The sequence below is a fragment of the Streptomyces sp. NPDC048254 genome (assembly GCF_043201895.1).
In the GTDB taxonomy this organism is placed as follows: domain Bacteria; phylum Actinomycetota; class Actinomycetes; order Streptomycetales; family Streptomycetaceae; genus Streptomyces.
Window position 1 is genome coordinate 208,202 of record NZ_JBICZJ010000018.1, and the last position, 23,477, is coordinate 231,678.

A 23,477-nucleotide genomic window follows, 5' to 3' on the forward strand; every position below is an offset into this window, starting at 1 on the left:
TGTGTGAGCGTGAGGCGGTCGATCCGCTGTCGGCGGGTCGATCGCATGTGGGTGTGTTCGTCCGCGAGTTGACGTGTCGGCCGCATCGCCGTGGGGCGAACGTCGTGTCCATCGAGTCGGGGGTGGGGCTGGCGAACGCGACGATCGAGCAGCGTCTGGTGCCGGTGCGCCTGTTCTACGACTTCCTTGTCGAGGAAGGGCTGCGCGAGTCGAATCCCGTGGGCCGTGGGCGGTACACACCTGGCCGGCGCGCGAACGGCCAGCGGGGGCTGGTGCCACGGTTTTCCAAACTGCCCTGGATCCCGACGGAGCAGCAGTGGCTGGACCTGCTGGAGGTCGCGCGGCGTGAGCCGGTGCGGAACCGGGTGATGCTGGCTCTCGCCTACGATGCGGCGCTGCGGCGTGAGGAGCTGTGCTCGCTGCCCACCAGTGATCTGGATCCGGCGCACCGGACGGTACGGGTGCGGGCGGAGATGACGAAGAACCGGCTGGAGCGCGTGGTGCCGTACTCCGCGCCGACGGGTGTGCTGCTGGCCGACTACCTCGCCCGGCGCGCGGCGATCAGCCGGGCCCGGGGGCCGCTGTTCTTGTCGGAGTCGCGGCGCAACCACGGTCAGCCGCTGAGCCTGTGGACGTGGTCGAAGGTGGTGCGCCGTCTCGCGTTGACGGCCGGTGTCGAACGGTTTTCCACCCACACCACCCGGCATCTGTGCCTGACCGATCTGGCACGGATGGGCTGGGAGGTGCACGCCATCGCGTCGTTCGCCGGGCACCGCCACACCGACACGACCTTGCGGTACATCCACCTCTCCGGCCGGGACCTCGCCGAGAAGCTGAAGAGCGGAAGGGAGCACATCCACGCCTGGCGGGTACGGATGCTCGCCGCCGCGGGCACGCAGAACGACACGGCGGGAGGCGTGTGCTCATGACGACCGCTCCCATGGCTGCGGGTGCCGCCGAACGCTGGCGGAGTCCAATCGACCTGCGTCGCTACGACCGCTCGCCCGTGCTCTCGACGGCGGAGCAGGATGCCATTCGCGAGCTGGGCGTGCGGAACCTGCGCCGGCTGCGCCATCACGACCCGGATGCTCCGCAGTGGGCCGAGATCGGGCGGCTCCTGCGTCCGCTGCAGGATGTCAACGCCAGCTTCGACACGCCGCCCAACATGCACACGCGGCGGGCCATGCACGACGCGGCCGCCGTGCTGTTGCTGAGGTCTGCGGACGTGGGCCGGACCTTCTGGGGCTGGAGCGAGCAGGATTGGCTGGACTTCCTCGGCCGCAACCACAGGGCCTACCAGGAGCAGGTGCCGGCCTGGGCGGAGGGGTACGTAAGGCCCTTCCTCTGCGGCCACGCCTACCACCTGGGCGCCTACGCCGGTTTCCGGTATCTGGGGCACTTCGACCGGTTGTCGCTGGCCTGCCGCGACTTCGGGCGCCGGCTGGTCGAAGAGGAGATCGCGCGCGTTCGTACCGTGCTGACCGGCTGGGGCTATCAATACGGCAAGGAAGAGGACAAAGGCGTGCCCTCGGTGGTGAGCCAGCTCTTCCTCCTCAGCCGCAGCCCGCACACCGGTGACCTCACCACGCCGTTCTTCGACCCCGTCCGGCGCGAGGAGCTTCTGACCGATGGGGGTATGAGGGTCCTCCACGCGGTGCAACGGGCCGTGGCAGCCCTCGGTTTCTGCGACCCGCCCGCCACGGTCTGCGGCGCTGATGTGGTCAGCCAGACCGGGGTGCCACCGGTATGGGCCGCCTGGGCGGAGCGGTGGAACGCCACGACGACCATGACCCACCGCTCCCGCCTCCACGTCCGGGCCGCGCTGCTGAAGACCGGACGGTGGATCGCCGCACAGCAGCCGCAAGCCGCCGATCCCGCCGCATGGACCCGGCAGACGTGCACGGCCTGGATCGCGGCCGTCGACCGCATGGAGATCGGCGACCACGTCGTGCGCACCAGCAGCTTCGCAGAACGCCTCGGCCAGCCGCTGCAGGCCGCCTCGAAGGCCGGCCTGATCCGCTCGGTGCGGGTCTTCTTCCGCGATCTCCCGGACTGGGAGTGGCTGCGCCCGGGATTCGACCACTCCGTGCTCTGTCGGTGCCGCGCAGCATCACCGCCCTGCTCGGCCCGCACCCACGGGTGATCGCTGACGAGGTCTGGGCCAAGCTGCTGTGGGCCGGACTCAACCTGGAATCGGCCGACATCCCCCGCGGCAAAGCCGGACCCACCTACCCCCTGGAACTCGTCAGAGCCGTCACACTGACCTGGCTGTTCGCCGGGCAGCGCAGCAACGAGATCGCCCGGCTGCGCCTGGGCTGCATCCGCTGGCAGCACGACGGCAATCCCGTCGCCGGCGACTCCGAGAGCATCCTCGCCCGGGACGCCGTCTGCCTGCTGGACGTGCCCGCGCACAAGACCGGCACGGCGTTCACCAAACCGGTCGACCCGCTGCTCGGACAGGCCATCAACTCCTGGGAATCACTCCGACCCCAGCAGCCGAAGCGAAGCGACAAACGCACCGGAGAACAGGTCGACTTCCTGTTCTCCCACCGCGCCCGCCCCGTATCCAGCGGCTACATCAACAGCAGCATCATCCCCATGCTCTGCCGCAAGGCCGGCGTCCCTGCCGCCGACGTCCGCGGCAACATAACCAGCCACCGGGCCCGCTCCACCATCGCCAGCCAGCTGTACAACGCGAAGGAGCCGATGACTTTGTTCGAGCTGCAGGCGTGGCTCGGGCACCGCTCTCCGGAATCCACCCAGCACTACGCGAAGATCAGCCCCAACACGCTGACCAAGGCGTACGAGGACGCCGGGTACTTCGCACGCAACGTACGCACCATTGAGGTCCTCGTCGACCGCGACGCCGTCACCTCCGGCGCGGCCGCGGCCGGGGAACCGTGGCAGCACTACGACCTGGGCCACGGCTACTGCACGTACACGTTCTTCGAGCAGTGCCCACACCGCATGGCCTGCGCCCGCTGCGACTTCTACATGCCCAAGGAGTCCAGCAAGGCACAGCTCCTGGAGGCAAAGAACAATCTCCAGCGCATGCGGGCCACGATCCCGCTGACCGACGAAGAACTGGCAGCAGTCGATGACGGCCGCGTCGCTCTTGACCGGCTACTGGAGCGCCTCGCGAACGTCCCCACACCATCCGGCTCCACCCCACGCCCGTTGCTGCCGATCATCTCGGTCAGAGGCGGCACCACCGAAGACGGGTGAGAAGCTCTTTCGTCGCCGGGCCTCACTCGCAGCGGCCCTCGCGCCGGGCTCTCAACATCGCGCCGAAAGTCGCCCCGGTCCAACCGAGTCAGAGGAGTTGGAGTACCTCGGTCAGCGCGCTGGGACGCCGGTCAACGGGCAAGGGATCGACTAGGTGGACCCGGCACCCCAGCATGGCAGCGCCGCTGTCCGTAACAGGCTCGTCTCCCACCATGAGTGCATCGCCGGGCGCCACTGCGAGCTTGTCGCACGCCATCTGGAAGATCCGGGGGTCGGGCTTCTTCACCCCGCGTTCGAAGGAGAGGAAGTAGGCGTCCACGAGGTCATCGACACCGTGGTCGCGGAAGACAGGGCGCATGTCCCAGCCGATGTTGCTGACGACAGCGACCGGGATGCCTCGCCTGCGCAGAGCGCGGAGGGTTTCCTCGGTATCGGGATAAGGCAGCCATGCCTCGGACACTTGGGAACGTTGGTACAGGGCCTCGGCCAGGTCGGCCGCAGGCAGCTTCGCCTCTCGGGCAAGGGCTGTGAAGGCAGCCCGGTGTCGTTCGGCGGTCAGATCGCGCTCCCGCCACAGTGCCTCCAGATGGGGCGGCACTGTGCGCGGAGGAACCCCTCCGGGCTGAGCCCCGAACTCTTCCAGCCGGCTGACGCACGCGTCGAGTTCACCCTGGGGCACGTTCAGACCGGCCTTCGTTGTCACCGACCGCAGCCACTGCGCGGCCGATTCGATCCGGAAGAGAGTCCCGGAGAAGTCGAACATCACACCTTTGATCATGCAGCCGATCCTGGCGGCGCCGACGAGCCAGCCGCAAGCCCAAGACGACCAAGATCTGCGACCCCAGCAACCCGTCAACCTCCTGAGACCGAGTAGGTTTTAGGAACCTGGTGATTACGTGTGAGCAAGGGCTTCCTATCCTGGCTTGATGGCGACACCAGATTTCATCCTCGCGCTGCGAGAGAAGATCGGGAACGACCCACTGTGGCTGTCAGGAGTGACCGCGGTGGTCCTCAGGGAAGGACGTGTCCTGCTGGCGCAACGCGCGGACAGCGGCGAGTGGACCGCAGTGACTGGCATCATCGATCCTGGAGAGCAGCCAGCGGACGCCGCGGTCCGGGAAGTACTGGAGGAGACCGGCGTCGAGGCGGTTCCTGAGCGGCTGGCGATGGTGAACGTCACCGATCCGGTGGTCTATGACAACGGAGACCACACGCAGTACCTCGACTTGGTGTTCCGGCTCAGCTGGCAGTCAGGTGACCCGTTTCCAGCCGACGGCGAGAACACCGCCACCCGCTGGTTCCCTCTGGACGACTTGCCTCCCATGACAGACGACATGATCGCTCGCATCGCCGCTGCTGTAGCCGATGAGCCCGCCGCTCAGTTCGTCGTCTCTCCGCAGTCCAAGCACAGTCACCCCGTATCGGAGTCGGCGGCAACCGGCTGAACGGCCTCCGTGGCCCATAAACCGCGAAGGCGGACATGGATCAATCTGCCACTTTCGGTCCCGCTCTGTAGGTGGCTATGGGTGCAGCGGGGAGCTTCCCGCCGGCGGCAGAGGCGCAGCGGGGTTTGCCCCCGTCTGGGGGGAAGGCCCTGCGTTCCGGTTCGGCTGGCGCTTGACGGTCTGCGCACGGTTGCCGAACGCAGTCGGGAATCAGCCGCGCGTGTGGTCATGGATGTGTCGCTGCCAGTTCGTCGGCGTGCTCGCCGGTGACCAGGAAGACCACGCGGCGGGCGACGGAGACGGCATGGTCGGCGAAGCGTTCGTAGTAGCGGCCGAGCAGGGTGACGTCGACGGCGGTCTCCACTCCGTGGTGCCAGCGGTCGTCCATGAGGTGCTGGAATATCGAGCGGTGCAGTTCGTCGATCCGGTCGTCGTCCTGCTCCATCTGGACCGCGGCGTCCAGGTCGCGGGTGATCAGGACGTCGGCGGCCTGGGCCATCAGACGCTGGGCGAGCTGGCTCATCTCCAGGACGGTGCGGCGCAGGTCCTGCGGCACGGCCTGCCCCGGGTATCGCAGCCGGGCCAGTTTGGCGACATGCTGGGCCAGGACCGAGCAGCGTTCCAGGTCCGCGCTCATGCGCAGCGACGTGACCACCACCCGCAGATCGGTGGCGACCGGCTGCTGGCGCGCCAGCACCGCGATCGCCCGGTCGTCCAGATCGCGTTGCAGGTCATCGACCCTGGCGTGGGCGGAGAACACGCTTTCCGCGAGCTGGAGATCGGCATCCAGAAGTGCACTGGTGGCCCGGCCCAGGGCTGAACCGACCCGGTTCGCCATGTCCACCAGGGCCTCGCCGATCGAGGCCAGCTCTTCGTGGTACGCCTCGCGCATACGAGCCCCACTCCTCTTTGTATGCCCCGTTCGCGTCTCTGCCAGAATCCCACACCCGTCCTGAGCAGGGACATCAGCGTCACGCCGGAGGCCTCCGGGCTCCGGGCGGCGCGCCGGTGGCCGGAGTGGTCGTGGCAGGCCAGGGCGCGCGTAGGCTCGAAATGCGGAGGTCACAGCTAGTGATGTGGCCCAGGCCTTCGCCGATGAGCCCGGCCGGCCACGCGCGGGCCGGGCTCACCTTCCACGCGAGCGGCTACCTCACGCGGCAAAGGCCTGGAGGCCCGGGTTTTGCCGATAGCGGGTCATCAGGGTGATCGCGGCCTCGGTGATCAAAGTTTCAGAGTGCTGGACGGGGCATTCGTAGTCCTGTGTACGCCCGGGATCGTACGTCTCCGAACCACGAACACGGCGTCCGCTGCCGTAGCGCCTTCCGCCGACTGGCACCAGGCAACCTTGACAATCTTGATTCCACAGAATTCCCGGCCAGCATGAAGTCTGGATTCCGGGTGCGCAGATACTCTTCAGACGTCCAGGAGACAATCCATACGAACTCGTGCTGCTCTACATGCGACACAGCCATGCGCATCGGCTCAAGCCCAACCGACAGCTCCCGCTGGCAGCCGCGTTCCAGCTCTTCCTCAACAATCTGAACCGCGGCAGCTACCACCAGGTTTCCCTGCTCGCTCCACGGCTGGGCAGGCCACAGTGGACGTAGGCGAACGGCGCCAACAGGTGCTGCTGGTTCTCCGAGCGCTGAGGCAGAGACGATGACTTACGGTGACCGCCTCACAGAAGTTGAGCCAGAACCAGGTCTTCGCCTACAAAGCCAAAACACATCGACGCCGCCGTCAAACAGCTCTGCGCCGAAGGCCACGAGCTCCGCGAGGAGGAGGGGCCGTCAGCCGGCGACCCTGCCGAACAGGTGGTTGGCGGGAGCGTTCGGGTCGTTGCCGTAGAAGAACTCCGTGACCGCCTGGTGGAATTCGGCGCGGTCCAGCGCACCGGAGCCGTCCCGGTCCAAAGCGGCGAAGACCGCGGCGCAGTCCTCGCCGGGAACGCCAGCGACCGAGTCGAACATCTGCTGGAACTCTGCCTGGTCGATCTTGCCGTCTTCGTTGAGATCGACGAGGTCGAAGAAGCAGTTGGTCACCGGCTCGATCTGTTCCGGGTACAGGGAGGGGTCGGTCAGGACCCGCCTGAACCCTTCGGTCATCTCCCGCAGGTCGACCTTCCCGTCACCGTCCTGATCCATCGGGGCGATCACGTTCGTCCAGAACCCGTCCATCCCCTCGGTGAGCAGGCGGGCGGTGGCGGAGTCCGGCGCGGTGCCGCGGGCGGCGATGTAACGCTCGCTCATCATTCGGACGTCCCGCTGGGTGATGAACCCGTCGCCGTCGACGTCGGCGCCCCTGAACCACTGGCCGTACTTGAGGTCTTGAAGTGCAGTCACGACTGCGCACAGTATTCATGCCATTACGCAAGCGCAAACGGGCAAGTGGAGAGCCTGTCGGCGGCCAGGGCCAGCCTGCTACGCGCTTGACGATGGTGTACACGGAAACGTGCCCGAAGAGGCAGGAGGCTTTCGTGTCAATGTTCGAGGTTTGGTGGTGTAAAGGCGAGCACATCGGGAGGAGGATCGGCGTAGACCTCGACGTCGACCAGCGCACTGAGAGCACTCGGTCCTTGGGACAGGCGCGAGCACGGCCGATCCGCCGTGAGGACGTTCGGATTGCTGTGGCGGTCCAATGTTCCGCTCAGGCCCGGCTGGACCGGATCCCACCACGCCCCCGTGGACAGTTGTACGACGCCAGGCGTGACATCATCCGATAGGACTGCGCCCGCGAGACAGCTCCCTCGGTCGTTGTAGATGCGTACGATCATGCCGTTCTCGATGCCGCGCGACGCGGCGTCCAACGGATTGATCGTCACGGGCTCACGGCCACGGATCTTTGAATTGAGGCTGTGGCCACCGTTGTCGTACTGGCTGTGCAGGCGTGAGGCGGGCTGATTCGAGATCAAATGCAGCGGGAATCGGTCCGACAGATCGGCATGAAGCCACTCCACCGGTTCAAACCACGTCGGATGCCCGGTGCAGTCGTCGTAGCCGAACGAGTCGATCTCCTCGGAGAAGATCTCGATCCGGCCCGACGGCGTAGGCAGGGGGAAACGCTGCGGATCTGAGCGAAGCGCCTCGAAGCTGCCGGGAAACGGTCCGGTCGACGCCGGCAGCTCGGCGGTGGAGCTTCGCCAGAAGTCGTCGAAGTCCGGCAAGGTGGCATCGTCGCCGAGTTTGGCCCTCGTCTGCTCGTAAAGGTGTCGGACCCATTCGATCTCGGAGCGCGATTCCGTGAACTCCTGCTCGTATCCGAGCCGGGAGGCCAAGGCGGTGAAGATCTGGTGGTCGGTGCGCGACTCGCCCGCCGGCTCGCGGACTTTCGGCATCGCGACGATGTGGGGGTCCGAGAATCCGGCGGCGAAGTCGTCGCGCTCCAAGCTGGTGGCGACGGGAAGGACGATGTCCGCGAACTTGGCCGTGGTGTTCCACCAGGCGTCGTGAACCACCACCGTGTCAGGGGTCTGCCAGGCGCGGGTCAGCCGATGCAGGTCTTGATGGTGGTGGAACGGGTTCCCTCCGCACCAGTAGATCAGGCGAAGCTCGGGCAACGTGAGGCGCCGGCCGTCATAGTCGATGGTCTTACCCGGATGCAGCAAGGTGTCGGCGATCCTTGCGACAGGGATGAAATCCGGAACGGGGTTGGAAACCTCCGGCACCGTCGCCACGAAAGGGCGGCCTCTGGCAACGCCTGTCGCGTCCATCGTTGCGTAACCTGCGCCCCACCCGCAGCCAGGCCGACCCATCGAGCCCGCCATGGCGGCCAGCACGACAGACATCCAGATCGGTTGTTCGCCGTGGTCTGCCCGCTGCACGGCGTAGTTGACCATGATGAGAGAACGCTGGGTGGTCAGGCGGCGAGCGAGGTCGGTGATCGCCTCGCGGCTGATGCCCGTGATCTCCGCTGCCCAGGCAGCATCCTTCGGGACACCATCGTGCTCGCCGACCAGGTAGGAGGCGAAGCGGTCGAAGCCGACGCAGCACCGGCGAAGGAAGTGCTCGTCGTGCCACCCGTTGACCAGCATCGTGTGTGCGATGCCGAGCATTGCGGCGGTGTCGGTGTTCGGGATGACGGGCAGCCACTCGGCGTCGAGGAAGCCGGCGGTGTCGCTGCGGATGGGGCTGATGTTCACGAACCGCACCCCGGCCTCACGGCACTGGCGCTGCAGGACCTGCGTCTGGTGCCTGGCAAGCCCACCAGGGTTGATCTGGCTGTTCTTGAGGGCCAGCCCTCCAAACGCCACCACAAGCTCACAGTGCTCGGCGATCTCGTCCCACATCGGCATCCGGGACTGGTAGCTCCACGGATGGCCGCCGATCACATGGGGGAGGATGACCTCCAACGCCGCGGTGCTGTACGTGTTGCGCGAGTCGGTGTATCCCCCGCCTAACGCCAGGAACCGGTGGAGTTGACCCTGCGCATTGTGGAATCCGCCCGCACTCGCCCATCCATAGGATCCGCCGAACACCGCGCTGTCTCCGTGCTGTGAACGTACTCGACGGAGTTCATCGCTCACCAGCGTGATCGCGTCGTCCCAGCTCACCTCCACGAAGGCGTCCGCGCCTCTGGCCGTGTCGTGGGCGCGCGGCAGGCCGTTCAGCCAGCCCTTGCGCACTGCGGGGCGCAACACGCGAGCGCTGTCGTCGGCGGCTGTCACCATTCCGGGGCCGATAGGCGACGGCGCGGGGTCATCGCCCCTCGGCTCAATTCGCACCAACCGACCGGAATCGACCACCGCGATAAAACTGCCCCAGTGCGTCGCAACCGGCATGCGTCGTTCCACCATGCATCAACTCCATTCGTCATCCCGGCCATCTGCCCGTCCGTCCGGCACAACCGGTCCCGGACGGGGCGGGCTGCGGGGCGGTGAGCAGCGGGCGCAGGGTCATGAAATCCGTGACCAGGTCGGCCAGGTCCTGCGAGCCGTTGGGGGAGAGGGTCTGGTTGGTGTCGGTCCGGGGAGCGGCGAGGGCCTGAGCGGTGAGGCCGGCAGCCAGCACACCGCGCAGCAGGTTGCGGTGCTTCATAGGATCTTCTCCATGGGCGGGCTCCCTGCTGAGAACGGCGGTGTCCTCCCAGGGTTGCGCAGCAAGCCCCACCAGGGCACCGGGAATGCCGCAGTCCACCGGCGATTCGCTCGGCAATCGTGAGCGCGGTGACGGCTGTGGCGCCCCGTGCGATCTGGCTGACCCGCTCGGCCTTGGCTATGCACGCCTTCGCTATCCGGTTGAAGGAGATCCCCGCGTCGCGGACCACGCCGAACACCGTGGTGAAGTCCCGGCCGGGCACGTTCGGGCGGCTGCGGGGCCGCTGCCAGCAACTCTCAGGGCACCGTCAGAGGCGCTTGGTTGTGCTGACGGCGATGGCTTGGCCGGCGCGGTGGGAGAGGCCGGCGACTCGCGGGTCTCTGTGCCAGGGGCGCCATGGCCCTTACGACGCTGGTGAGGTAGTCGGTGGCGCGGGCGGAGCGCACGTTGCCGAGGATGACGACGGCGCGTTGTCCGCCGGCGAGGGCCCGGTCGAGGTCGCCGCGCTGGAGGTGTGCGGTGGCCAGGACGGTCATGCGCAGGCCGACGGACCGGGTGTAGTCGCTCGCGGACATGGGCGTGGCCTGCGCGTTCCAGCGCAGTGCGGCGGCGGGCAGGTTCAGGTCGCGGTGGATCTCGACGGCGTCGGCGCTCATCCTGGCCGGTGTGTGGTAGCCGATCCATGAAGGCTCGTTTCCGGGGGGCGGTGTCCGCGCGCTGGAGGAGCTTCGTGGCGGCCTCCTCGCGTAACTACCGGTTCTCGGCGAACGTGCAGGTCGTCGTGGACGCCGACACCCGGCTGGAGATCGCGGCCGCACGGCCGGTGCCGGGGACGACCGCGGACGCCCACGCCTGGCTGAGCCGGCACTGCGAGGTTGTGACCGTGCTGGGCGACGGTGCCTATCTCAATTGCGGGATGGCGGTGCCGCACCGCAAACGCCCGGGACGGGCCCTGCTCCAGGCCGAGGAGGACGACAACGCCGACCACCACAAGGTCCGTGCCCGGGTGGAACATGTCATCGGCCGGATGAAGAACTACAAGATCCTCCGCGACTGCCGCCAGCGTGGTGACGGCCTCCACCGCGTGGTCCAGGCTGTCGCCCACATGCGCAACCTCGCCCTTCCGTCATGACCAGACAGCCCCGCCAACCCGCTCCGGCCTGCCCTCACTCAGCCTTGTGCAACACGCTTTACTGATCTTTTCGTAAGTTCGGTGGGTGTGGTGGGTGGAGGGTCAGGCCGGTATGGGCGAGGAATGACCATGGCAGTCGGGGGTTGGCGTTGATGCGGTGGATGCCTTGCTCGGTGGCGTCGGCGACATCGGCGAGGTGGTCGCCGGCGAGGTTGGCGAGTTCACGCTTCTTGAGCGAGGACCACAGCAGTTCCACCGGGTTCAGCTCGGTAAGGGGTCACCATGCTCATCGTCACCCGCGGGGGTGACCGCCGCTGCAAGCTCCCACCGCACCAGCGTGCCCTGGTCGGCCTGGTGTACCTGCGCCGGCACGACACCCTCGCCCAGCTTGCTGCCGGGTTCGGCATCTCCGTGGGTACCGCCCACGCCTACACGACAGCCGTCGTCGATCTGCTCGCCGACCGCGCACCCGGTCTGCTGCGCGCACTGCGCGAGGCGGACCCGGACTACGTCCTGCTCGACGGCACCTTGGCGGAGTGCGACCGGGTCGGCGACAGCCGGGCCGACTTCTCCCGCAAGCACCGACGTCACGGAGTAAACGTGCAGGTGGTGACCGACCCGGCCGGGCGGCTACTGCGGATATCGCCGACGCTGCCCGGCCGCGCACACGATCTCACCGCGGCCCGCTCCCACCGGATCATCCGGATCTGCGAACGCCAGGGCGTCCCCATCCTCGCCGACCGTGCCTACATGGGAGCCGGCCCGTGGGTGATAACACCGCTCAGACGCCCGCCGGGCCGCGAACTCACGCCAACCCAGCAAACCGTCAACCGCGCGCTGTCCGCGGCACGGGCACCGGTCGAGCGCGGCATCGCATGCCTGAAGCCCTGGCGGATCTTCCGCCGATCCTGCTGCAGCCCGAATCGAATGTCGTCAATCTCCGCTGCCGTCCTCACTCTGGAGCGGCAGTGCTGAAAAACCTCACTGGCTGGCGGTATCTGGCATGGCGAGCCCCCTGCCGAGTGAATCCTGACCCCGAGTCCGTGCACAACATGTGTTGCACCGGCTACGGTCGTCACGACCGCTTCTGAGCTGCGCGAACTCGAACCGTACGCCCTCAGAGCCCCGGAGAAACATCGGGGACTTCGACGAGAGCGGCTCCGACATCGAGCGCGACTGGGTGGAGCGCACCGACTGCTGGGAGCGCGTGGAACGGGTACTGCTGACGGACGGACAGGTCCGCGAGTACCAACCAGCTCCCGCCCGCTGAAGGCAAGAAGGACGACCCGCGCTGGCCCGCCTGGGCCCGACGCTACGGCTTCGACCTCGACCGCCCCGTCCAGTGGGAAGTTGAGGCACTGGAACCGGCCGAACTCAAGAGGCTGGTGATGGAGGCCGTCGACGAGTACGTCGACCGGGAAGTCCTGGCCCAGGTCATGGCCGAGGAGCAGCATCAGCGTGCCTGGCTCGCCGGCATCCTCGGCCACCAACAGGACGGCTGAGCGAGCGCACCGACTCGGCCATCGGACAGATCCGGCGTGGTGAAAGCCGCCCTGGACGGTGTTCGACCTGGGACACTGATCGTGCCCCCTCGTTCCCCCGTCGGCGGGGCACCTACGTATCGGGCGGCGCGCCGGCCGCGGCCGAAAAGAAAGCGGCCGGCGCCCAATCCGCCGAAGCGGGTGGCAAGGGCACCGGCCAACCGAAGACACACACCGCTCAGGACCGGAAGGGACCCGCACGGGCTGCGCCGTCCTCCGAGTGTAGCGGTGCGACAGACGTGCGCGACGCCTCCTTGCCTGCGGTGACGTAAGTCCGGTAACTTTTTTTCGTTGGGCGCCTTGTGGCAAGGCGCTCGGACCGAAGTCCCCACCGCCGTCAAGGAGTTCCCCGATGCAGCTGCAGCACCGCACACGATCGCGGGCCGCCCTCCCGGGGCGTCTTCGCCGTCCGGCCGCGCCCACCTGCGCGGCCGCCAAAGTCCGGGCGGCAGCCTGACCGTCAGCCCCGCACCGACCTCGAGGTGCGGCGCGATCGGCTCTCGGCCGCGGCGGTGCCGCTCGAAGCGCTGCACAAGTGCCGTGCCCGCGCACCGGCACCCGCCGGACCACGACCGCGGCGCCGCCGCCACCGAACACCTTCGCCCGCAACGCAGACGCCGGCGCCCTGCACACCCGACCAGGAGAGACCGATGATCCGCGCCGGACGCCGGAGCTACGCACAGACCAGCCAGGAGCTCGCCGCTGCCATGGGCGTGACGATCGGCACCTTCCGTAACAGCAAGCCCTACGCCGGCAAGGACTTCCCGAAACTGATCAGCTCCGACGGGGCGCGGGTGAAGCTGTGGGACAGCGAGCAGACTGCCGCGTATCTGGCGGGCCTCCCCGTCCCCGAGCTGCCGAAGGACGACGACGAGCAGGACCTCCTCGACCGCAACGAAGCCGCCGCGGAGCTGGGGATCAGCCCCAAGACGTGGGACGACTACAAGACACATCCCCAGATCGCCCCCCACCTGATCAAGGTCAAGGACGTGGAGCACTGCCCGCGAGGCATCGTGCAGGCCTTCCGCACGGGCAAGGCCTCCGGGGCGGACGCGGCGCCCAAGGGACGGCCCAAGGGCAGCGGGGACATGGTCCCCCGCGACGAGATCTCCGCCCGCGTCGGCGAGCTGCTCGACGAGGACCCCGCGGTCACTCTCGCGACGGTCCAGGAGCGCGTCGGCCTGTCCTACGCCGCGGCCGCGCGCGCCCTTCCCCTCCTGCGCGGCGAACGCATCGCGGACCTCCTGCAGAATGAGCCGGGCCTGACACCCGAGGCCGCCGCCGGCCGCCTCGGCTACCCGACCGCGGTACAGCGCACCGCACTAGCCAGCGCCGCCACCGACCTGCGCTCCCGGCAAGTCCAGCCGTACCTGCAACGCATCGCCGACCTCCTCGTCGGCGCAGGCCTGGCCAAGACGCAGGACGTACGAGTCCAGCGCCTGGACGGCGACGTCCTCGCCGCGGCCGTGACGCTGACCGGATCAGCCGCGCCCGCCCTCGTGTGGGACGAGCGCTACGGCTGGCGGACCGCCACCAGCAGGCGACACCCGATCGGCAAGGAGACCGGCATCCCGCCGGAGGGCGAGGGCATCCGCTACCTCAGCGAGCACCGGCTGCCCGAGCCTGCGGAGCTGATGACGGCGCTCGCCGACCGCCGGCGCGGTTCCAAGCGGCCCGTGACCGACCACCTGGCCGGAGGCACACAGCAAGGCTGAACCCGCATTCGTTGGGACAGCAGACCGGCGGGGGCCCGGACACCATCTCGGTGTCCGGGCCGCTTCGTGCATCCGGGCCCGACACCGCAGGCGCCGTCGACCGGTGCCACAGATACGGGCAACACGGCGGAGGACCGCGCGAGTTCCATCCCACCGCATGGCTTTAGTGAGGTATCTTTCTCTTGTGGGTTTCGTGGCAGAGCCCACCCCCGAAGACACGCATCCCCAGGGAGACCTCCGTGCTGGAGACGATGAAGAACGCCGCCCGCCATCCCTTCGCTGAGACCGTCGCCGACCCCGGCCGCGGCATGGACCGGCCGCGCGCCGCCGCCCTCCCGCTGTATCCCGCCGTCCGCACCGAGGGAGAGCCCGCCGCCCCGGAGCTGGAGCGCGACTGACCGCACGCGGCACGCCGCCGGGCGCCCGGGCCATCCGTACGGCCCCGGCGCCGCGGCTGCCCCCGCTGTCCAGTCCCTCCTCGGCCGCTACTGGGAGCAGCCCGTACGTGCCCATCTGCACCGCGTCTACGGAACGCCGCTCCCCGAGCAACAGACGGCCAGCCCCGCTGGCCCCATTCCTGACGGCTCAGCCACTACAGGGCCGGCATGGCAGGGCGAAGTCCCGGTGCAACAGCCCGGCACGCTCTCCCGCTCCGCCTGACCCCGTTGTGACGTGCGCGGGTATTCGAGCGGTCGCCGATGCAGCCGGTCGAATACCGCACGGCGCGCCGGTACTCCGCCTCTCGCCAGCCGTGATGCAAGTGCTGTATATTTGTCTTGCTGGTCAGGGCTGGCGAGCCTCCCAACTACCCCCTGGAGACATTCGATGGTGGTGCGTCGCTTCACTCCCGCCCTCCTGCCGGTCCTCGCCGCGATCACGGAAGGCGGAATCGGCACCGTCCACCTCGACATCCGCTTCGAGTACCGGACCAACAACATGTGGGCGATCGCCGACGTGACCTACCGCGGACACGGAGTCATCGGAACGGGCCACTACGGCAACCCCCTGGAGCGCATCGTCGACAGGGCAGCCCTCGCCCTGAAGTTCGGTGAAGCGACACTGCGCATCCGCACAGAGCACGACAACGGCGTCACCACCACCTTCCAGACGCTGCACTTCAGCCCGGACGGTGCTGAAACCGTCCAGGCGTCCAGCGTGCTGGAGCCGCTCCCGTTCTGACCGCTTCCCGGGGCGGCCGATGTGGCAAGCGGCCGTCCCGGGCCCCAACCGAAGGCACCGAAAGGGACACCCCGTATGACGACGAAGCCCACGACCACCGAGGTACGTCTTCATCCGTCGCACGCACGACGACGGCAGTCACAAACCCAGTGAGGAAATGCCAAGGTCCTGAGACAGGACCACCGCGCCCCCCGGTGAGACATCCACAGAAGGGCTGGTCAAGGCGATGGCTGATGCCATGGCATGGGAACCTACAGCTCTCTCAGCCTACGGTCTCCTCCCGGCCGGGGCCCCGCTTCAAGGGGCGACCGCGTCGTCCACGGTCGGCCGGATGTCCAGGACCTGGTCCGTGCCGGTCGGTTCCGGCACCCAACGAAGGTGTGGCAGCGATGCCGCGTGCGACGTGGTCGGGTCCGGCCGGCTCTCGCCGTCGTTCACGGAACTGAGACCGGTGAGTTTGCCGTGACGGGACCGATGCTGCGACGGCCGATGGAATTCCGGCGTCAGGAAGCGGGCAGCCCCGAAGACCCGCTCGCTCCTCGCCGTCGTCCTTCACCTGCGGATGCCTGGCGACCAGAGGCACAACGCTCTCGGACAGCCGCGCCTTCTGTGCCTCGGGGCGGCGGGCATGAGGCCGACTTCCCCGCGTACGACGACGGCCCCCGCGCTCGGCTTGTCCCCGTAGCCGATGAGGCCGACGCCCTTCACGCCGTGGCGGGCCGACGGTTCGGTGTGGTGCAGGGCGCCCCGGCTGTCGTAGTCCGGCAGTTCGCCCGTGAAGGCGCGCTCCGGCTTCACCGACTTCACGTGACACGCGCCTCACCAAGGGCCGGTCGGCCGTCCGCCCCGGCGTCAGGGCATTCGTCGTCGCTTTCGCCGGTGGGCGGCTCGGCTCGCGGACCGCACGTCCGGCCCGAAAACCACCAGAACCATGTGATGCCCGTTCACCAGGGTGGACGGGAGGCTGAGTGCGTCGGTCAGGCCGAACCGGAACGGGTGCGGCCGACGATGCCCAGCCGAACAGCAGGAAACGGAGCACACCATGGCAGGAGCAACCACGCGAGAGGTAGCGCCCATCTATGCGGTTCCTCTCCCGCAGTACCGGGTGGCGGCGCGGAAATACGTCACCGAGTTCATCGGCGCGTTCTTCCTGACGTTCGCGGTCGCGGTGGCCGCCTTGAGCGGCAGCACATTCGTGCCGCTGGCGGCGGGCGCCACCCTGATGGTCATGGTCTACGCCGGCGGGCACATCTCCGGCGGCCATTACAACCCGGCGGTGACGGTGGCGGCGCTGGTCCGCCGCCGGATCGGAGCCCGGGACGCGGCCGCGTACGTGGTCGCGCAGGTGGTCGCCGGCGTCGTCGCCGGGATCATCGCCCGCGCCGTGGTCAACCCCGCGACGGTCCGGACCCTGACGCTGTCCGGGCACACCGAGGCGGCCGCCGCCGTGGTCGAGCTGCTGGTCACCTTCGCGCTGTGCTACGTCGTGCTGAACGTGGCCACCAGCAAGGACCAGCCCGGCAACGGGTTCTACGGGCTCGCGATCGGGTTCACCGTGGCGGCCGGCGCCTTCGCCGTCGGCGGCATCTCCGGCGGTGTGTTCAACCCGGCGGTCGCGCTGGGCGGCGCCACAGCAGGGCTGTTCGGCTGGTCGACGATCTGGGTCTATCTCGTCGTCCAACTGGCCGCCGGCATCGCGGCGGGGCTGGCGTTCCTGGCGCTCAACCCCGGCGACAAGTGACCGAGGACGCCCCTCTTTCCCCCTTTCCACCCCCCTCTTTCCACCACCTACACGGAGGAGAAACGGTCCATGACCAGCATCCAGCCCAAGCCGACGACCAACGATGCCGGCATCCCGGTGGCCAGCGACGACCATTCGCTGACCGTCGGCCCCGACGGCCCCATCCTGCTGCAGGACCACTACCTGATCGAGCAGATGGCCAACTTCAACCGGGAGCGGATCCCGGAGCGGCAACCGCATGCCAAGGGAGCCGGCGCGTTCGGATACTTCGAGGTCACGAACGACGTCAGCGCCTACACCAAGGCCGCGGTGTTCCAGCCCGGCACCCGCACCGACACGCTCATCCGGTTCTCCACCGTGGCCGGGGAGCAGGGCAGCCCGGACACCTGGCGGGACCCGCGCGGGTTCTCGCTGAAGATGTACACCTCCGAGGGCAATCTCGACCTCGTGGGGAACAACACCCCGGTGTTCTTCATCCGCGACCCGCTGAAGTTCCAGCATTTCATCCGGTCCCAGAAGCGCCGCGCCGACAGCGGGCTGCGGGACAACGACATGCAGTGGGACTTCTGGACCCTGTCCCCGGAGTCGGCGCACATGGTGACCTGGCTGATGGGCGACCGGGGCATCCCGCGGACCTGGCGGCACATGAACGGGTACTCCAGTCACACCTACTCCTGGCTCAACGCCGACGGTGAGCTGTTCTGGGTCAAGTACCACTTCATCACCGACCAGGGCATCGAGTTCCTCACCCAGGCCGAGGCCGACGACCTGGCCGGCAAGGACGGCGACTACCACCGGCGTGACCTGTTCGAGGCGATCAAGCGCGGGGAGTACCCGAGCTGGACGCTGAAGGTGCAGATCATGCCGTTCGAGGACGCCAAGACCTACCGGTTCAACCCGTTCGACCTGACCAAGGTGTGGCCGCACGGCGACTACCCGCTGCACGAGGTGGGCCGGCTGACACTGGACCGCAACGTGAGCGACTTCCACACCGAGATGGAGCAGGCCGCGTTCGAGCCGAACAACCAGGTGCCCGGCACCGGGCTGTCGCCGGACAAGATGCTGCTGGCCCGCGGGTTCTCCTACTCCGACGCGCATCGTGCCCGGCTCGGGGTCAACTACAAGCAGATCCCGGTGAACTCGGCGAAGGTCGAGGTGCGCTCGTACTCCAAGGACGGCGTGATGCGTGTCCACAACGTCTCCGACCCGGTGTACGCGCCCAACTCCTACGGCGGCCCGCAGGCCGACCCGGTGGCGGCCGCGGAGGTGCACTGGTCCGCCGACGGCGACATGGTCCGGTCCGCCTACACGCTGCGCCGTGCCGACGACGACTGGGGCCAGGCCCGCACCATGGCCCGCGAGGTCCTGGACGACGCCGAGCGGGGCCGACTGGTGTCCAACATCGCCGGCCACCTGCTGGGCGGCGTGTCCGAGCCGGTGCTCGAACGCGCCTTCCAGTATTGGAGGAACGTGGACCAGGCCCTCGGCGAGAGGATCGAGAAGGCCGTCCGCGACGGGCAGCCCTGACCGGCGGCCCGAACCCACCCATGGGCCTGGCGCCGGCAGGCGCCGGGCCCCCTGACGTCCGGAGCAGCAGTCCGGCATGGAACGAGCCCAGACTCTGGGCGGAACGTTGACACCATGAACGATCCGACGACATCCGCGTGCTACGAGATCCGTGTGCACGGACATCTGAGCCAGACCTTCCTCGGCGCGTTTCCCGGCCTGCGCGCCGAGATCCAGGGAGCCGAAACCCTGCTCACCGGAACGCTGCCCGATCGAGCCGCGCTGCACGGCGCGCTCGCCCAGATCGAAGCGCTCGACCTGGAGCTGATCGAGCTCCGCCGCTGCGACGGCACGCCCGTGAGCGGCCGGGTCCGCGTCAGGCGCCGCCAGGCCCGAGACCCGCGCCAGGCCTGAGCCCAGTCTCAGGAACTGCGCGAAGAGGGGGCGAGCAGACCCAGGGCCCTGGCTCGCCCCACGGCCTGGCTACGGCTGTGTGTGCCGAGTTTCCCGTACAGGTGGCGCATGTGTGTCCGCACGGTGTTCACGGACAGGGACAGCTCGTCGGCGATCTCCGGTGCCGGCAGGTTCGTGGGCAGGTAGCGCAGGACACGGGTCTCACTGTGGGTCAGCGGCTCGCGCAGCCGGCCCGGTGCGCCGGCCGCCGGCTCCGCCTGTTTGCCGGCCAGGAGGTCGAGGATCTCGGAGATCATGGCGGCATGGGCGGTACCGCGCCGGGCGTGCCGCTCGAGTACTCCGGGTGCGGGGTGAAGGAGGAAGGGCAGCAGAGTGGCGTCGGGCTCGGCGAGATCGAGTGCCTGTTCCACGGTGTGCTCGGCGGCGGCCTGGTCGCCGAGCGCATCGCGTGCGATCGCCTCGAGCAGCAGGGCTTGAACCTGCCAGCCCCGAGGTTCCATGAGCGGGGCGGAGCCATCGAGGACGGGCGCGAGCGCGGCGGTCGCCGCCAGCGGTTCGTCCCGGTCCAGCCGCAGCGCCGCCACGGCGACGCGTGTCTCCCCGGTTTCGAGCTCCCACGTGTCCATCTCGGCCAGGTCCTGTTCGACACGCTGCCCTTCACCGAGCCGCACCCATGTGTGCAGCTGGAACGCCCGCGCCTTCGTGGCCAGCGGATGACGGGCCGCGACCAGACCGCTCACGTGCTCGGCCGAGCGGAGACCGGCCAGCGCGTCCTCGTCGCGGCCACGGGCCAGATCCAGCAGCCCACGGCCGTAGTGCAGGAACAGGACGGTCACCGGATCGGTCTCCTGGCGCACCGTCCGTTCGGCCCGCTCCAGCCACGGCTCCGCCTCGTCGAGCCGTCCCCGCCAGAGCATGTGCAGGCCGAGCGCCACATGCGCGGCCGTGACGATCCGCTCGTCGGCCCAGCCGTGCCGGTGGGCCAGCTCCATGGCCTGCCGGCCGCGCTCTGCGGCCACGGCGAGCTTCCGGCTGAGCGCCACGACGGCCCAGTGCGCCAGCCCCAGGATCTCCAGATACGGCCGCTCGATCCGGTGGGCCAATGCGACACCCCGCTCGAGGTGCCGGTCGGCGTCTTCGTACCGCTGGCACCAGGTCTCGGCGATGCCCAGGCTGATCAGCGCCAGGGCGCGCAGCTCGGCCCCGCGTTCGAGCTCCACCGCGTCCAGGGTGTCGCCGGAGGCGAGCAGCCGCTGCGCTTCGTCGACCACGGCCGGCAGGTCGCCGCGCTGGCGAGCCAGCAGGAGCCGCACCACGGTGACCATCAGATCGACGTGCTCCCGCCGGTCTGCGGACACCGGCGCGGAGCCTCGGGTGGCCAGAGCCAGCCACCGCTCCGCCTCCGCCAGCGAGCCGTTCACGGCTTCGTCGAACGCGGCCAGTATCGTGAGCTCCCCGTCGGCGGAGATCATCTCGGCGGGGAAGCCGGCCAGCAGCGCGTGGGCCGTGGCGGCCTGTCCGTCCAGGCCGAGACCGATCCAGTGGTCCGAGAGCAGGCGGCCCGCCGGACCCCAGTCCCCCGCCGCCTGGGCGTGCCGGACGGCCTCCACCGGATGCCCGTGATCCGCGTACCAGCCGGCCGCGGCGCGATGCACCGCGGGCACCTCGTCCGGAGCGGTACGTCGCAGTTCCAGCTGGAGCAGGTCCGCGAACATCGTGTGGTAGCGGAACCAGGACCGCCGCACGTCCAGCGAGATGACGAACGCCCCGGATTCCTCCAGGTCCTGCAAGGTCCGCTCCGCGCCGGAACTCCCCGTCAGGAGGTCGGCGAGCTCGCCGTTGACCCGTTCCAGCACGCTGGTCCGCAGCAGCAGTCGCCGGACCTCCGCGCTCTGCCGCTCCATCACCTCGGCCAGCAGGTAATCGGCCACCGTCCGCTCGCTGCCGGCGAACCCGGCCGCGAATCCCTCCGGATCCGGATGCCCGGCCAGCGACAGAGCGGCCAGCCGCAGCCCCGCGGCCCACCCCTCGGTCCGCTCGTGCAGCCGCGCGAGGGTCGCCCCGGACAGCTCCACCCCGGCGCCCTGGAACAGCGCTTCCGCCTCTTCCAGGCTGAACCGCAGACCGTCCGCGCGGATCTCGGTGAGTTGCGCCTCCAGCCGCAGCCGATGCAGGCCCAGGCGCAGATCCCGCCGGGTGGCGAGCACGAACCGCAGCTCCGGCGGCGCACGCAGCAGCAGCAGTTCCAGCTGGCGTTGCGCCTCCGTCGAGCGCAGCTCGTGCAGGTCGTCGATGATCAGCCAGACAGGGTCCTCCAGCGGTGCCAGGTCGTTCAGCAGCCGCTCCACGATGGTCCATCCGTCCAGGTCCGGCGCCTCCGTCAGCGGCCGCACCAGGCCGGACGCGACGTCCGTGGCCCGAAGCGCGTCGCACACGGTGATCCAGAACCGTTGCGGGTCGCGCTCCTCGCGCTGCACCGAGACGGACGCGGCACGCTCCATCAGGCCTGTCTCGCGGACCCAGGACCGCAGCAGGAAGGTTTTTCCGCTGCCGGCCGGCGCCGACACCGTGGTGACGCGCGCCGCTCCGGCAAGCCGTGCGTACAGCGCGGGGCGGGAGACGATCCGTCCCTGGACAGCGGGGACCGTCCGAGCGTCGGCGCTCTGGGATCGGCCTGCAGTTCTCATGGCGGTCACTGTGAGGTGGGCAGGGGACGGTGCGCACTTCCGACCATCGCACAGGTCAGTGGTGAATTCACTCCGGCGGGTATCACGCCACCGAGGGGTGAGCACGTCTCAGAGCCCGGAACCGGTCACCTTCATGAGATCGCCTGCCCCGGCGCAGAGCAGCTCCACGGCCAGTTCGCGGCCGAGTCGCAGGGCTCCGGCAAGGGGGGACAAGGAGTCGAGCGGGGTGGCGCCGTGCGTGCGCAGCACCTGCCGTCCGTCGGCGCCGAAGACGGCTGCCCGCATCCACAAGGGCCGCGTACCCACCGCGTAGGCGCCGACCGGGGCACTGCACCCGGCTCCGAGCACCTGGAGCAGGCCGCGCTCGGCGGTCACCGCAGCCAGACCGGGCCGGCAGGTCAGGGCACCCAGCACGGCCGCGAGCTCGGGCTCGTCGGCACGGCACTCCACGGCGAGGGCTCCCTGGCCGGGGGCCGGCAGCATGTCGTCCGGCTCGAAGACCTGGGTGACGGCGTCGGCCTGACCGATCCTGGCCAGCCCGGCACGGGCCAGCACCACTGCGTCGAGCTCGCCGGAGCTCACCTTGCCGAGCCGGGTGCCTGCGTTGCCGCGGATCGGCACGCACCGCAGGTCTCCGCGCAGGCGCAGCACCTGCGCGGCCCGTCGCGGCGAGCCGGTGCCGACCGTGGCGCCGGACGGCAGGTCGGCGAGCTTGGCCCCGTCCCGTGCGACCAGCGCGTCCCGCGGGTCGTCGCGGGGCGGCACCGCCGCCAGTACGATGCCCGCCGAGAGCCCGGTCGGCAGGTCCTTCAGCGAATGCACGGCCAGGTCGGCCTCGCCGCGGAGCAGAGCCTCGCGCAGCGCGCCGACGAACACTCCGTTGCCGCCGATCCGGTGCAGTCGCGCCCGGCTGACGTCGCCCGGCGTCGTCACCCCGACGATCTCCACCGGTCGGCCGGTCAGCTCGGTGACCATGCCGGCCACCCGCCGGGACTGTGCCATGGCCATCGGGCTCCTGCGGCTGCCGAGCCGCAGCGGCTGCGCGTTCACGGGAACTCCTCCTGCCCCGGGGCGGGTGCCCGGGTGACCGCCTGGACCGCGCGCGGATCGAGGTCGAACAGGACGCGCAGCGCCGCCGCGTAGTCCTCGCCGTTCGGTGAGCCGGCGAGTTCCTTCACCCGTACGGTCGGCTCGTGCAGGAGCTTGTCCACCACCCGCCGCATGGTCTGGGCCATCTCGTCAAGGACACGGCCGCTCGGCGCGTCGGGGGTCAGCCGGCCGGCCAGTCTGGCCAGTTCGGCGTCGACCACGCCGGCCGCCTTGGCGCGGAGTGCGACCACGAGGGGAGCGACCCGGGCGGCGTCGACCGCCGACCGGTAGGCGGCGAGTTCGCTCTCCAAGATCGCCCGCACCGCGGCGACCTCGTCGGTACCGGCGCCGCTCCGATGCTCGCTGAGCGCGTCCATGCCGACCACCGTCACGCCCGGCAGGTCGGCCACGGCGGGCTCTACGTCGCGGGGCATCGCGAGGTCCAGGAACACCAGGCTGCCGCGGCGCTCGGCGGGCACCATGTCTGCGGTGATCACGGGCCCGGCCGCACCGGTGCAGCAGATCACGACGTCCGCCTCCGCCATGGTGGCGGGCAGGTCCCCCAGGCCTACGGCCCGGGCCACGATCGCACCCGGGCGGGCGGCCAGCCGCTCCGCCTTCCGGCGGGTCCGGTTGGCCACCACGATCCCGGCCGCCCCACTCCGGGCCGCGGCCGCCACCGCCAGCGCGCTCATCGACCCGGCCCCGAGCACCAGCACATCCCGGCCCGCGAGGCCCTGCTCGCCCAGGCGCGGCGAGGCCAGTTCCAC

The 23,477-nt window shown here is 69.3% G+C and carries 24 protein-coding genes and 1 pseudogene; 13 read left to right on the forward strand and 12 right to left on the reverse strand.

The genetic code is table 11. From position 1 onward, the window contains the following. Positions 1 to 104 precede the first annotated feature (104 nt). The 3 genes from ACGFZQ_RS39220 to ACGFZQ_RS39230 are packed head-to-tail and all read left to right on the forward strand — an operon-like array spanning position 105 to position 3,225. Positions 105 to 929: a tyrosine-type recombinase/integrase gene (locus ACGFZQ_RS39220; RefSeq protein WP_393844414.1), complete on the forward strand. Its 825-nt coding sequence runs from the start codon at positions 105 to 107 to the stop codon at positions 927 to 929. Further along, positions 926 to 2,143 carry a hypothetical protein gene (locus ACGFZQ_RS39225; protein ID WP_393844415.1) on the forward strand — a complete coding sequence of 406 codons (1,218 nt, stop codon included), beginning with the start codon at positions 926 to 928 and terminating at the stop codon, positions 2,141 to 2,143. The genes ACGFZQ_RS39220 and ACGFZQ_RS39225 overlap by 4 nt, the downstream gene beginning before the upstream one ends. After that, complete coding sequence (locus ACGFZQ_RS39230; protein ID WP_393844416.1) at positions 2,098 to 3,225, forward strand: tyrosine-type recombinase/integrase; 1,128 nt, start codon at positions 2,098 to 2,100, stop codon at positions 3,223 to 3,225. The genes ACGFZQ_RS39225 and ACGFZQ_RS39230 overlap by 46 nt, the downstream gene beginning before the upstream one ends. Before the next feature lie 88 nt (positions 3,226 to 3,313). Here the strand turns inward: ACGFZQ_RS39230 and ACGFZQ_RS39235 are convergent, their stop codons facing one another. Beyond that, a complete protein-coding gene (locus ACGFZQ_RS39235; RefSeq protein ID WP_393844417.1) occupies positions 3,314 to 4,003 on the reverse strand; it encodes an HAD family hydrolase in 690 nt (229 codons plus the stop codon). A 148-nt stretch (positions 4,004 to 4,151) separates the two neighbouring features. Here ACGFZQ_RS39235 and ACGFZQ_RS39240 point away from each other — a divergent pair, with 148 nt between their 5' ends. Continuing rightward, complete coding sequence (locus ACGFZQ_RS39240) at positions 4,152 to 4,670, forward strand: NUDIX domain-containing protein (protein WP_393844418.1); 519 nt, start codon at positions 4,152 to 4,154, stop codon at positions 4,668 to 4,670. Between the two features lie 226 nt (positions 4,671 to 4,896). Here ACGFZQ_RS39240 and phoU read toward each other — a convergent pair whose 3' ends face one another. Both phoU and ACGFZQ_RS39250 read right to left on the reverse strand, forming a co-directional pair. Continuing rightward, entirely contained in the window at positions 4,897 to 5,562 is a 666-nt protein-coding gene (gene phoU, locus ACGFZQ_RS39245; RefSeq protein ID WP_393844419.1) for a phosphate signaling complex protein PhoU, read from the reverse strand. A gap of 337 nt (positions 5,563 to 5,899) precedes the next feature. After that, complete coding sequence (locus ACGFZQ_RS39250) at positions 5,900 to 6,193, reverse strand: YrhB domain-containing protein (RefSeq protein WP_393844442.1); 294 nt, start codon at positions 6,191 to 6,193, stop codon at positions 5,900 to 5,902. Between ACGFZQ_RS39250 and ACGFZQ_RS39255 the strand changes: the two genes are divergently transcribed. Further along, entirely contained in the window at positions 6,128 to 6,277 is a 150-nt protein-coding gene (locus ACGFZQ_RS39255) for a hypothetical protein (protein WP_393844444.1), read from the forward strand. The two genes, ACGFZQ_RS39250 and ACGFZQ_RS39255, sit on opposite strands and share 66 nt — an antisense overlap. Positions 6,278 to 6,460: 183 nt before the next feature. On the opposite strand, the gene ACGFZQ_RS39260 is transcribed toward ACGFZQ_RS39255, so the two are convergent. The 4 genes from ACGFZQ_RS39260 to ACGFZQ_RS39275 form a co-directional block, all read right to left on the reverse strand. Then, entirely contained in the window at positions 6,461 to 7,012 is a 552-nt protein-coding gene (locus tag ACGFZQ_RS39260; RefSeq protein WP_351747889.1) for an EF-hand domain-containing protein, read from the reverse strand. A gap of 137 nt (positions 7,013 to 7,149) precedes the next feature. After that, entirely contained in the window at positions 7,150 to 9,462 is a 2,313-nt protein-coding gene (locus tag ACGFZQ_RS39265) for a molybdopterin-dependent oxidoreductase (RefSeq protein WP_393844420.1), read from the reverse strand. 16 nt (positions 9,463 to 9,478) lie between these two features. Next, on the reverse strand, positions 9,479 to 9,703 hold the full coding sequence (locus ACGFZQ_RS39270) for a hypothetical protein (protein ID WP_393844421.1): 225 nt from the start codon (positions 9,701 to 9,703) through the stop codon (positions 9,479 to 9,481). 296 nt (positions 9,704 to 9,999) lie between these two features. Then, a complete protein-coding gene (locus tag ACGFZQ_RS39275; RefSeq protein WP_393844422.1) occupies positions 10,000 to 10,359 on the reverse strand; it encodes a hypothetical protein in 360 nt (119 codons plus the stop codon). Between the two features lie 26 nt (positions 10,360 to 10,385). On the opposite strand from ACGFZQ_RS39275, the gene ACGFZQ_RS39280 reads away from it, so the two are divergent. After that, on the forward strand, positions 10,386 to 10,835 hold the full coding sequence (locus ACGFZQ_RS39280) for a transposase family protein (RefSeq protein WP_393844423.1): 450 nt from the start codon (positions 10,386 to 10,388) through the stop codon (positions 10,833 to 10,835). 58 nt (positions 10,836 to 10,893) lie between these two features. Here ACGFZQ_RS39280 and ACGFZQ_RS39285 read toward each other — a convergent pair whose 3' ends face one another. Further along, positions 10,894 to 11,091 carry a transposase gene (locus tag ACGFZQ_RS39285; protein ID WP_393844424.1) on the reverse strand — a complete coding sequence of 66 codons (198 nt, stop codon included), beginning with the start codon at positions 11,089 to 11,091 and terminating at the stop codon, positions 10,894 to 10,896. A 26-nt stretch (positions 11,092 to 11,117) separates the two neighbouring features. Here ACGFZQ_RS39285 and ACGFZQ_RS39290 point away from each other — a divergent pair, with 26 nt between their 5' ends. The 4 genes from ACGFZQ_RS39290 (at position 11,118) to ACGFZQ_RS39305 (ending at position 15,270) form a co-directional block, all read left to right on the forward strand. Then, positions 11,118 to 11,810, forward strand: a complete 693-nt coding sequence (locus tag ACGFZQ_RS39290; protein ID WP_393844425.1) for a transposase family protein — start codon at positions 11,118 to 11,120, stop codon at positions 11,808 to 11,810. Between the two features lie 1,216 nt (positions 11,811 to 13,026). After that, complete coding sequence (locus ACGFZQ_RS39295; protein WP_393844426.1) at positions 13,027 to 14,091, forward strand: DUF6292 family protein; 1,065 nt, start codon at positions 13,027 to 13,029, stop codon at positions 14,089 to 14,091. Positions 14,092 to 14,330: 239 nt separating this feature from the next. Next, the gene (locus ACGFZQ_RS39300; protein ID WP_393844427.1) at positions 14,331 to 14,489 is read left to right on the forward strand and encodes a hypothetical protein; all 159 of its coding nucleotides are present in this window, start codon (positions 14,331 to 14,333) and stop codon (positions 14,487 to 14,489) included. A 427-nt stretch (positions 14,490 to 14,916) separates the two neighbouring features. Continuing rightward, positions 14,917 to 15,270 (forward strand): hypothetical protein, encoded by a 354-nt coding sequence (locus ACGFZQ_RS39305; RefSeq protein ID WP_393844428.1) that lies wholly within the window; start codon positions 14,917 to 14,919, stop codon positions 15,268 to 15,270. A gap of 552 nt (positions 15,271 to 15,822) precedes the next feature. Here ACGFZQ_RS39305 and ACGFZQ_RS39310 read toward each other — a convergent pair. After that, positions 15,823 to 16,077: a hypothetical protein gene (locus ACGFZQ_RS39310; RefSeq protein WP_393844429.1), complete on the reverse strand. Its 255-nt coding sequence runs from the start codon at positions 16,075 to 16,077 to the stop codon at positions 15,823 to 15,825. A 235-nt stretch (positions 16,078 to 16,312) separates the two neighbouring features. Here ACGFZQ_RS39310 and ACGFZQ_RS39315 point away from each other — a divergent pair, with 235 nt between their 5' ends. The 3 genes from ACGFZQ_RS39315 (at position 16,313) to ACGFZQ_RS39325 (ending at position 18,931) form a co-directional block, all read left to right on the forward strand. Next, entirely contained in the window at positions 16,313 to 17,011 is a 699-nt protein-coding gene (locus ACGFZQ_RS39315; protein WP_393844430.1) for an aquaporin, read from the forward strand. A gap of 69 nt (positions 17,012 to 17,080) precedes the next feature. After that, positions 17,081 to 18,538: a catalase gene (locus ACGFZQ_RS39320; RefSeq protein WP_393844431.1), complete on the forward strand. Its 1,458-nt coding sequence runs from the start codon at positions 17,081 to 17,083 to the stop codon at positions 18,536 to 18,538. Between the two features lie 114 nt (positions 18,539 to 18,652). After that, positions 18,653 to 18,931 (forward strand): hypothetical protein, encoded by a 279-nt coding sequence (locus tag ACGFZQ_RS39325; RefSeq protein ID WP_393844432.1) that lies wholly within the window; start codon positions 18,653 to 18,655, stop codon positions 18,929 to 18,931. A gap of 8 nt (positions 18,932 to 18,939) precedes the next feature. On the opposite strand, the gene ACGFZQ_RS39330 is transcribed toward ACGFZQ_RS39325, so the two are convergent. The 3 genes and pseudogenes from ACGFZQ_RS39330 to ACGFZQ_RS39340 form a co-directional block, all read right to left on the reverse strand. Then, positions 18,940 to 21,618, reverse strand: a complete 2,679-nt coding sequence (locus ACGFZQ_RS39330; protein ID WP_393844433.1) for a LuxR C-terminal-related transcriptional regulator — start codon at positions 21,616 to 21,618, stop codon at positions 18,940 to 18,942. A gap of 108 nt (positions 21,619 to 21,726) precedes the next feature. Then, positions 21,727 to 22,668, reverse strand: coding sequence for a hydroxymethylbilane synthase (hemC, locus tag ACGFZQ_RS39335; RefSeq protein ID WP_393844434.1), 942 nt, complete (start codon positions 22,666 to 22,668; stop codon positions 21,727 to 21,729). Next, a pseudogene (locus ACGFZQ_RS39340) lies at positions 22,665 to 23,477 on the reverse strand (glutamyl-tRNA reductase); the annotation flags it as partial. The gene hemC and the pseudogene ACGFZQ_RS39340, both read right to left, overlap by 4 nt.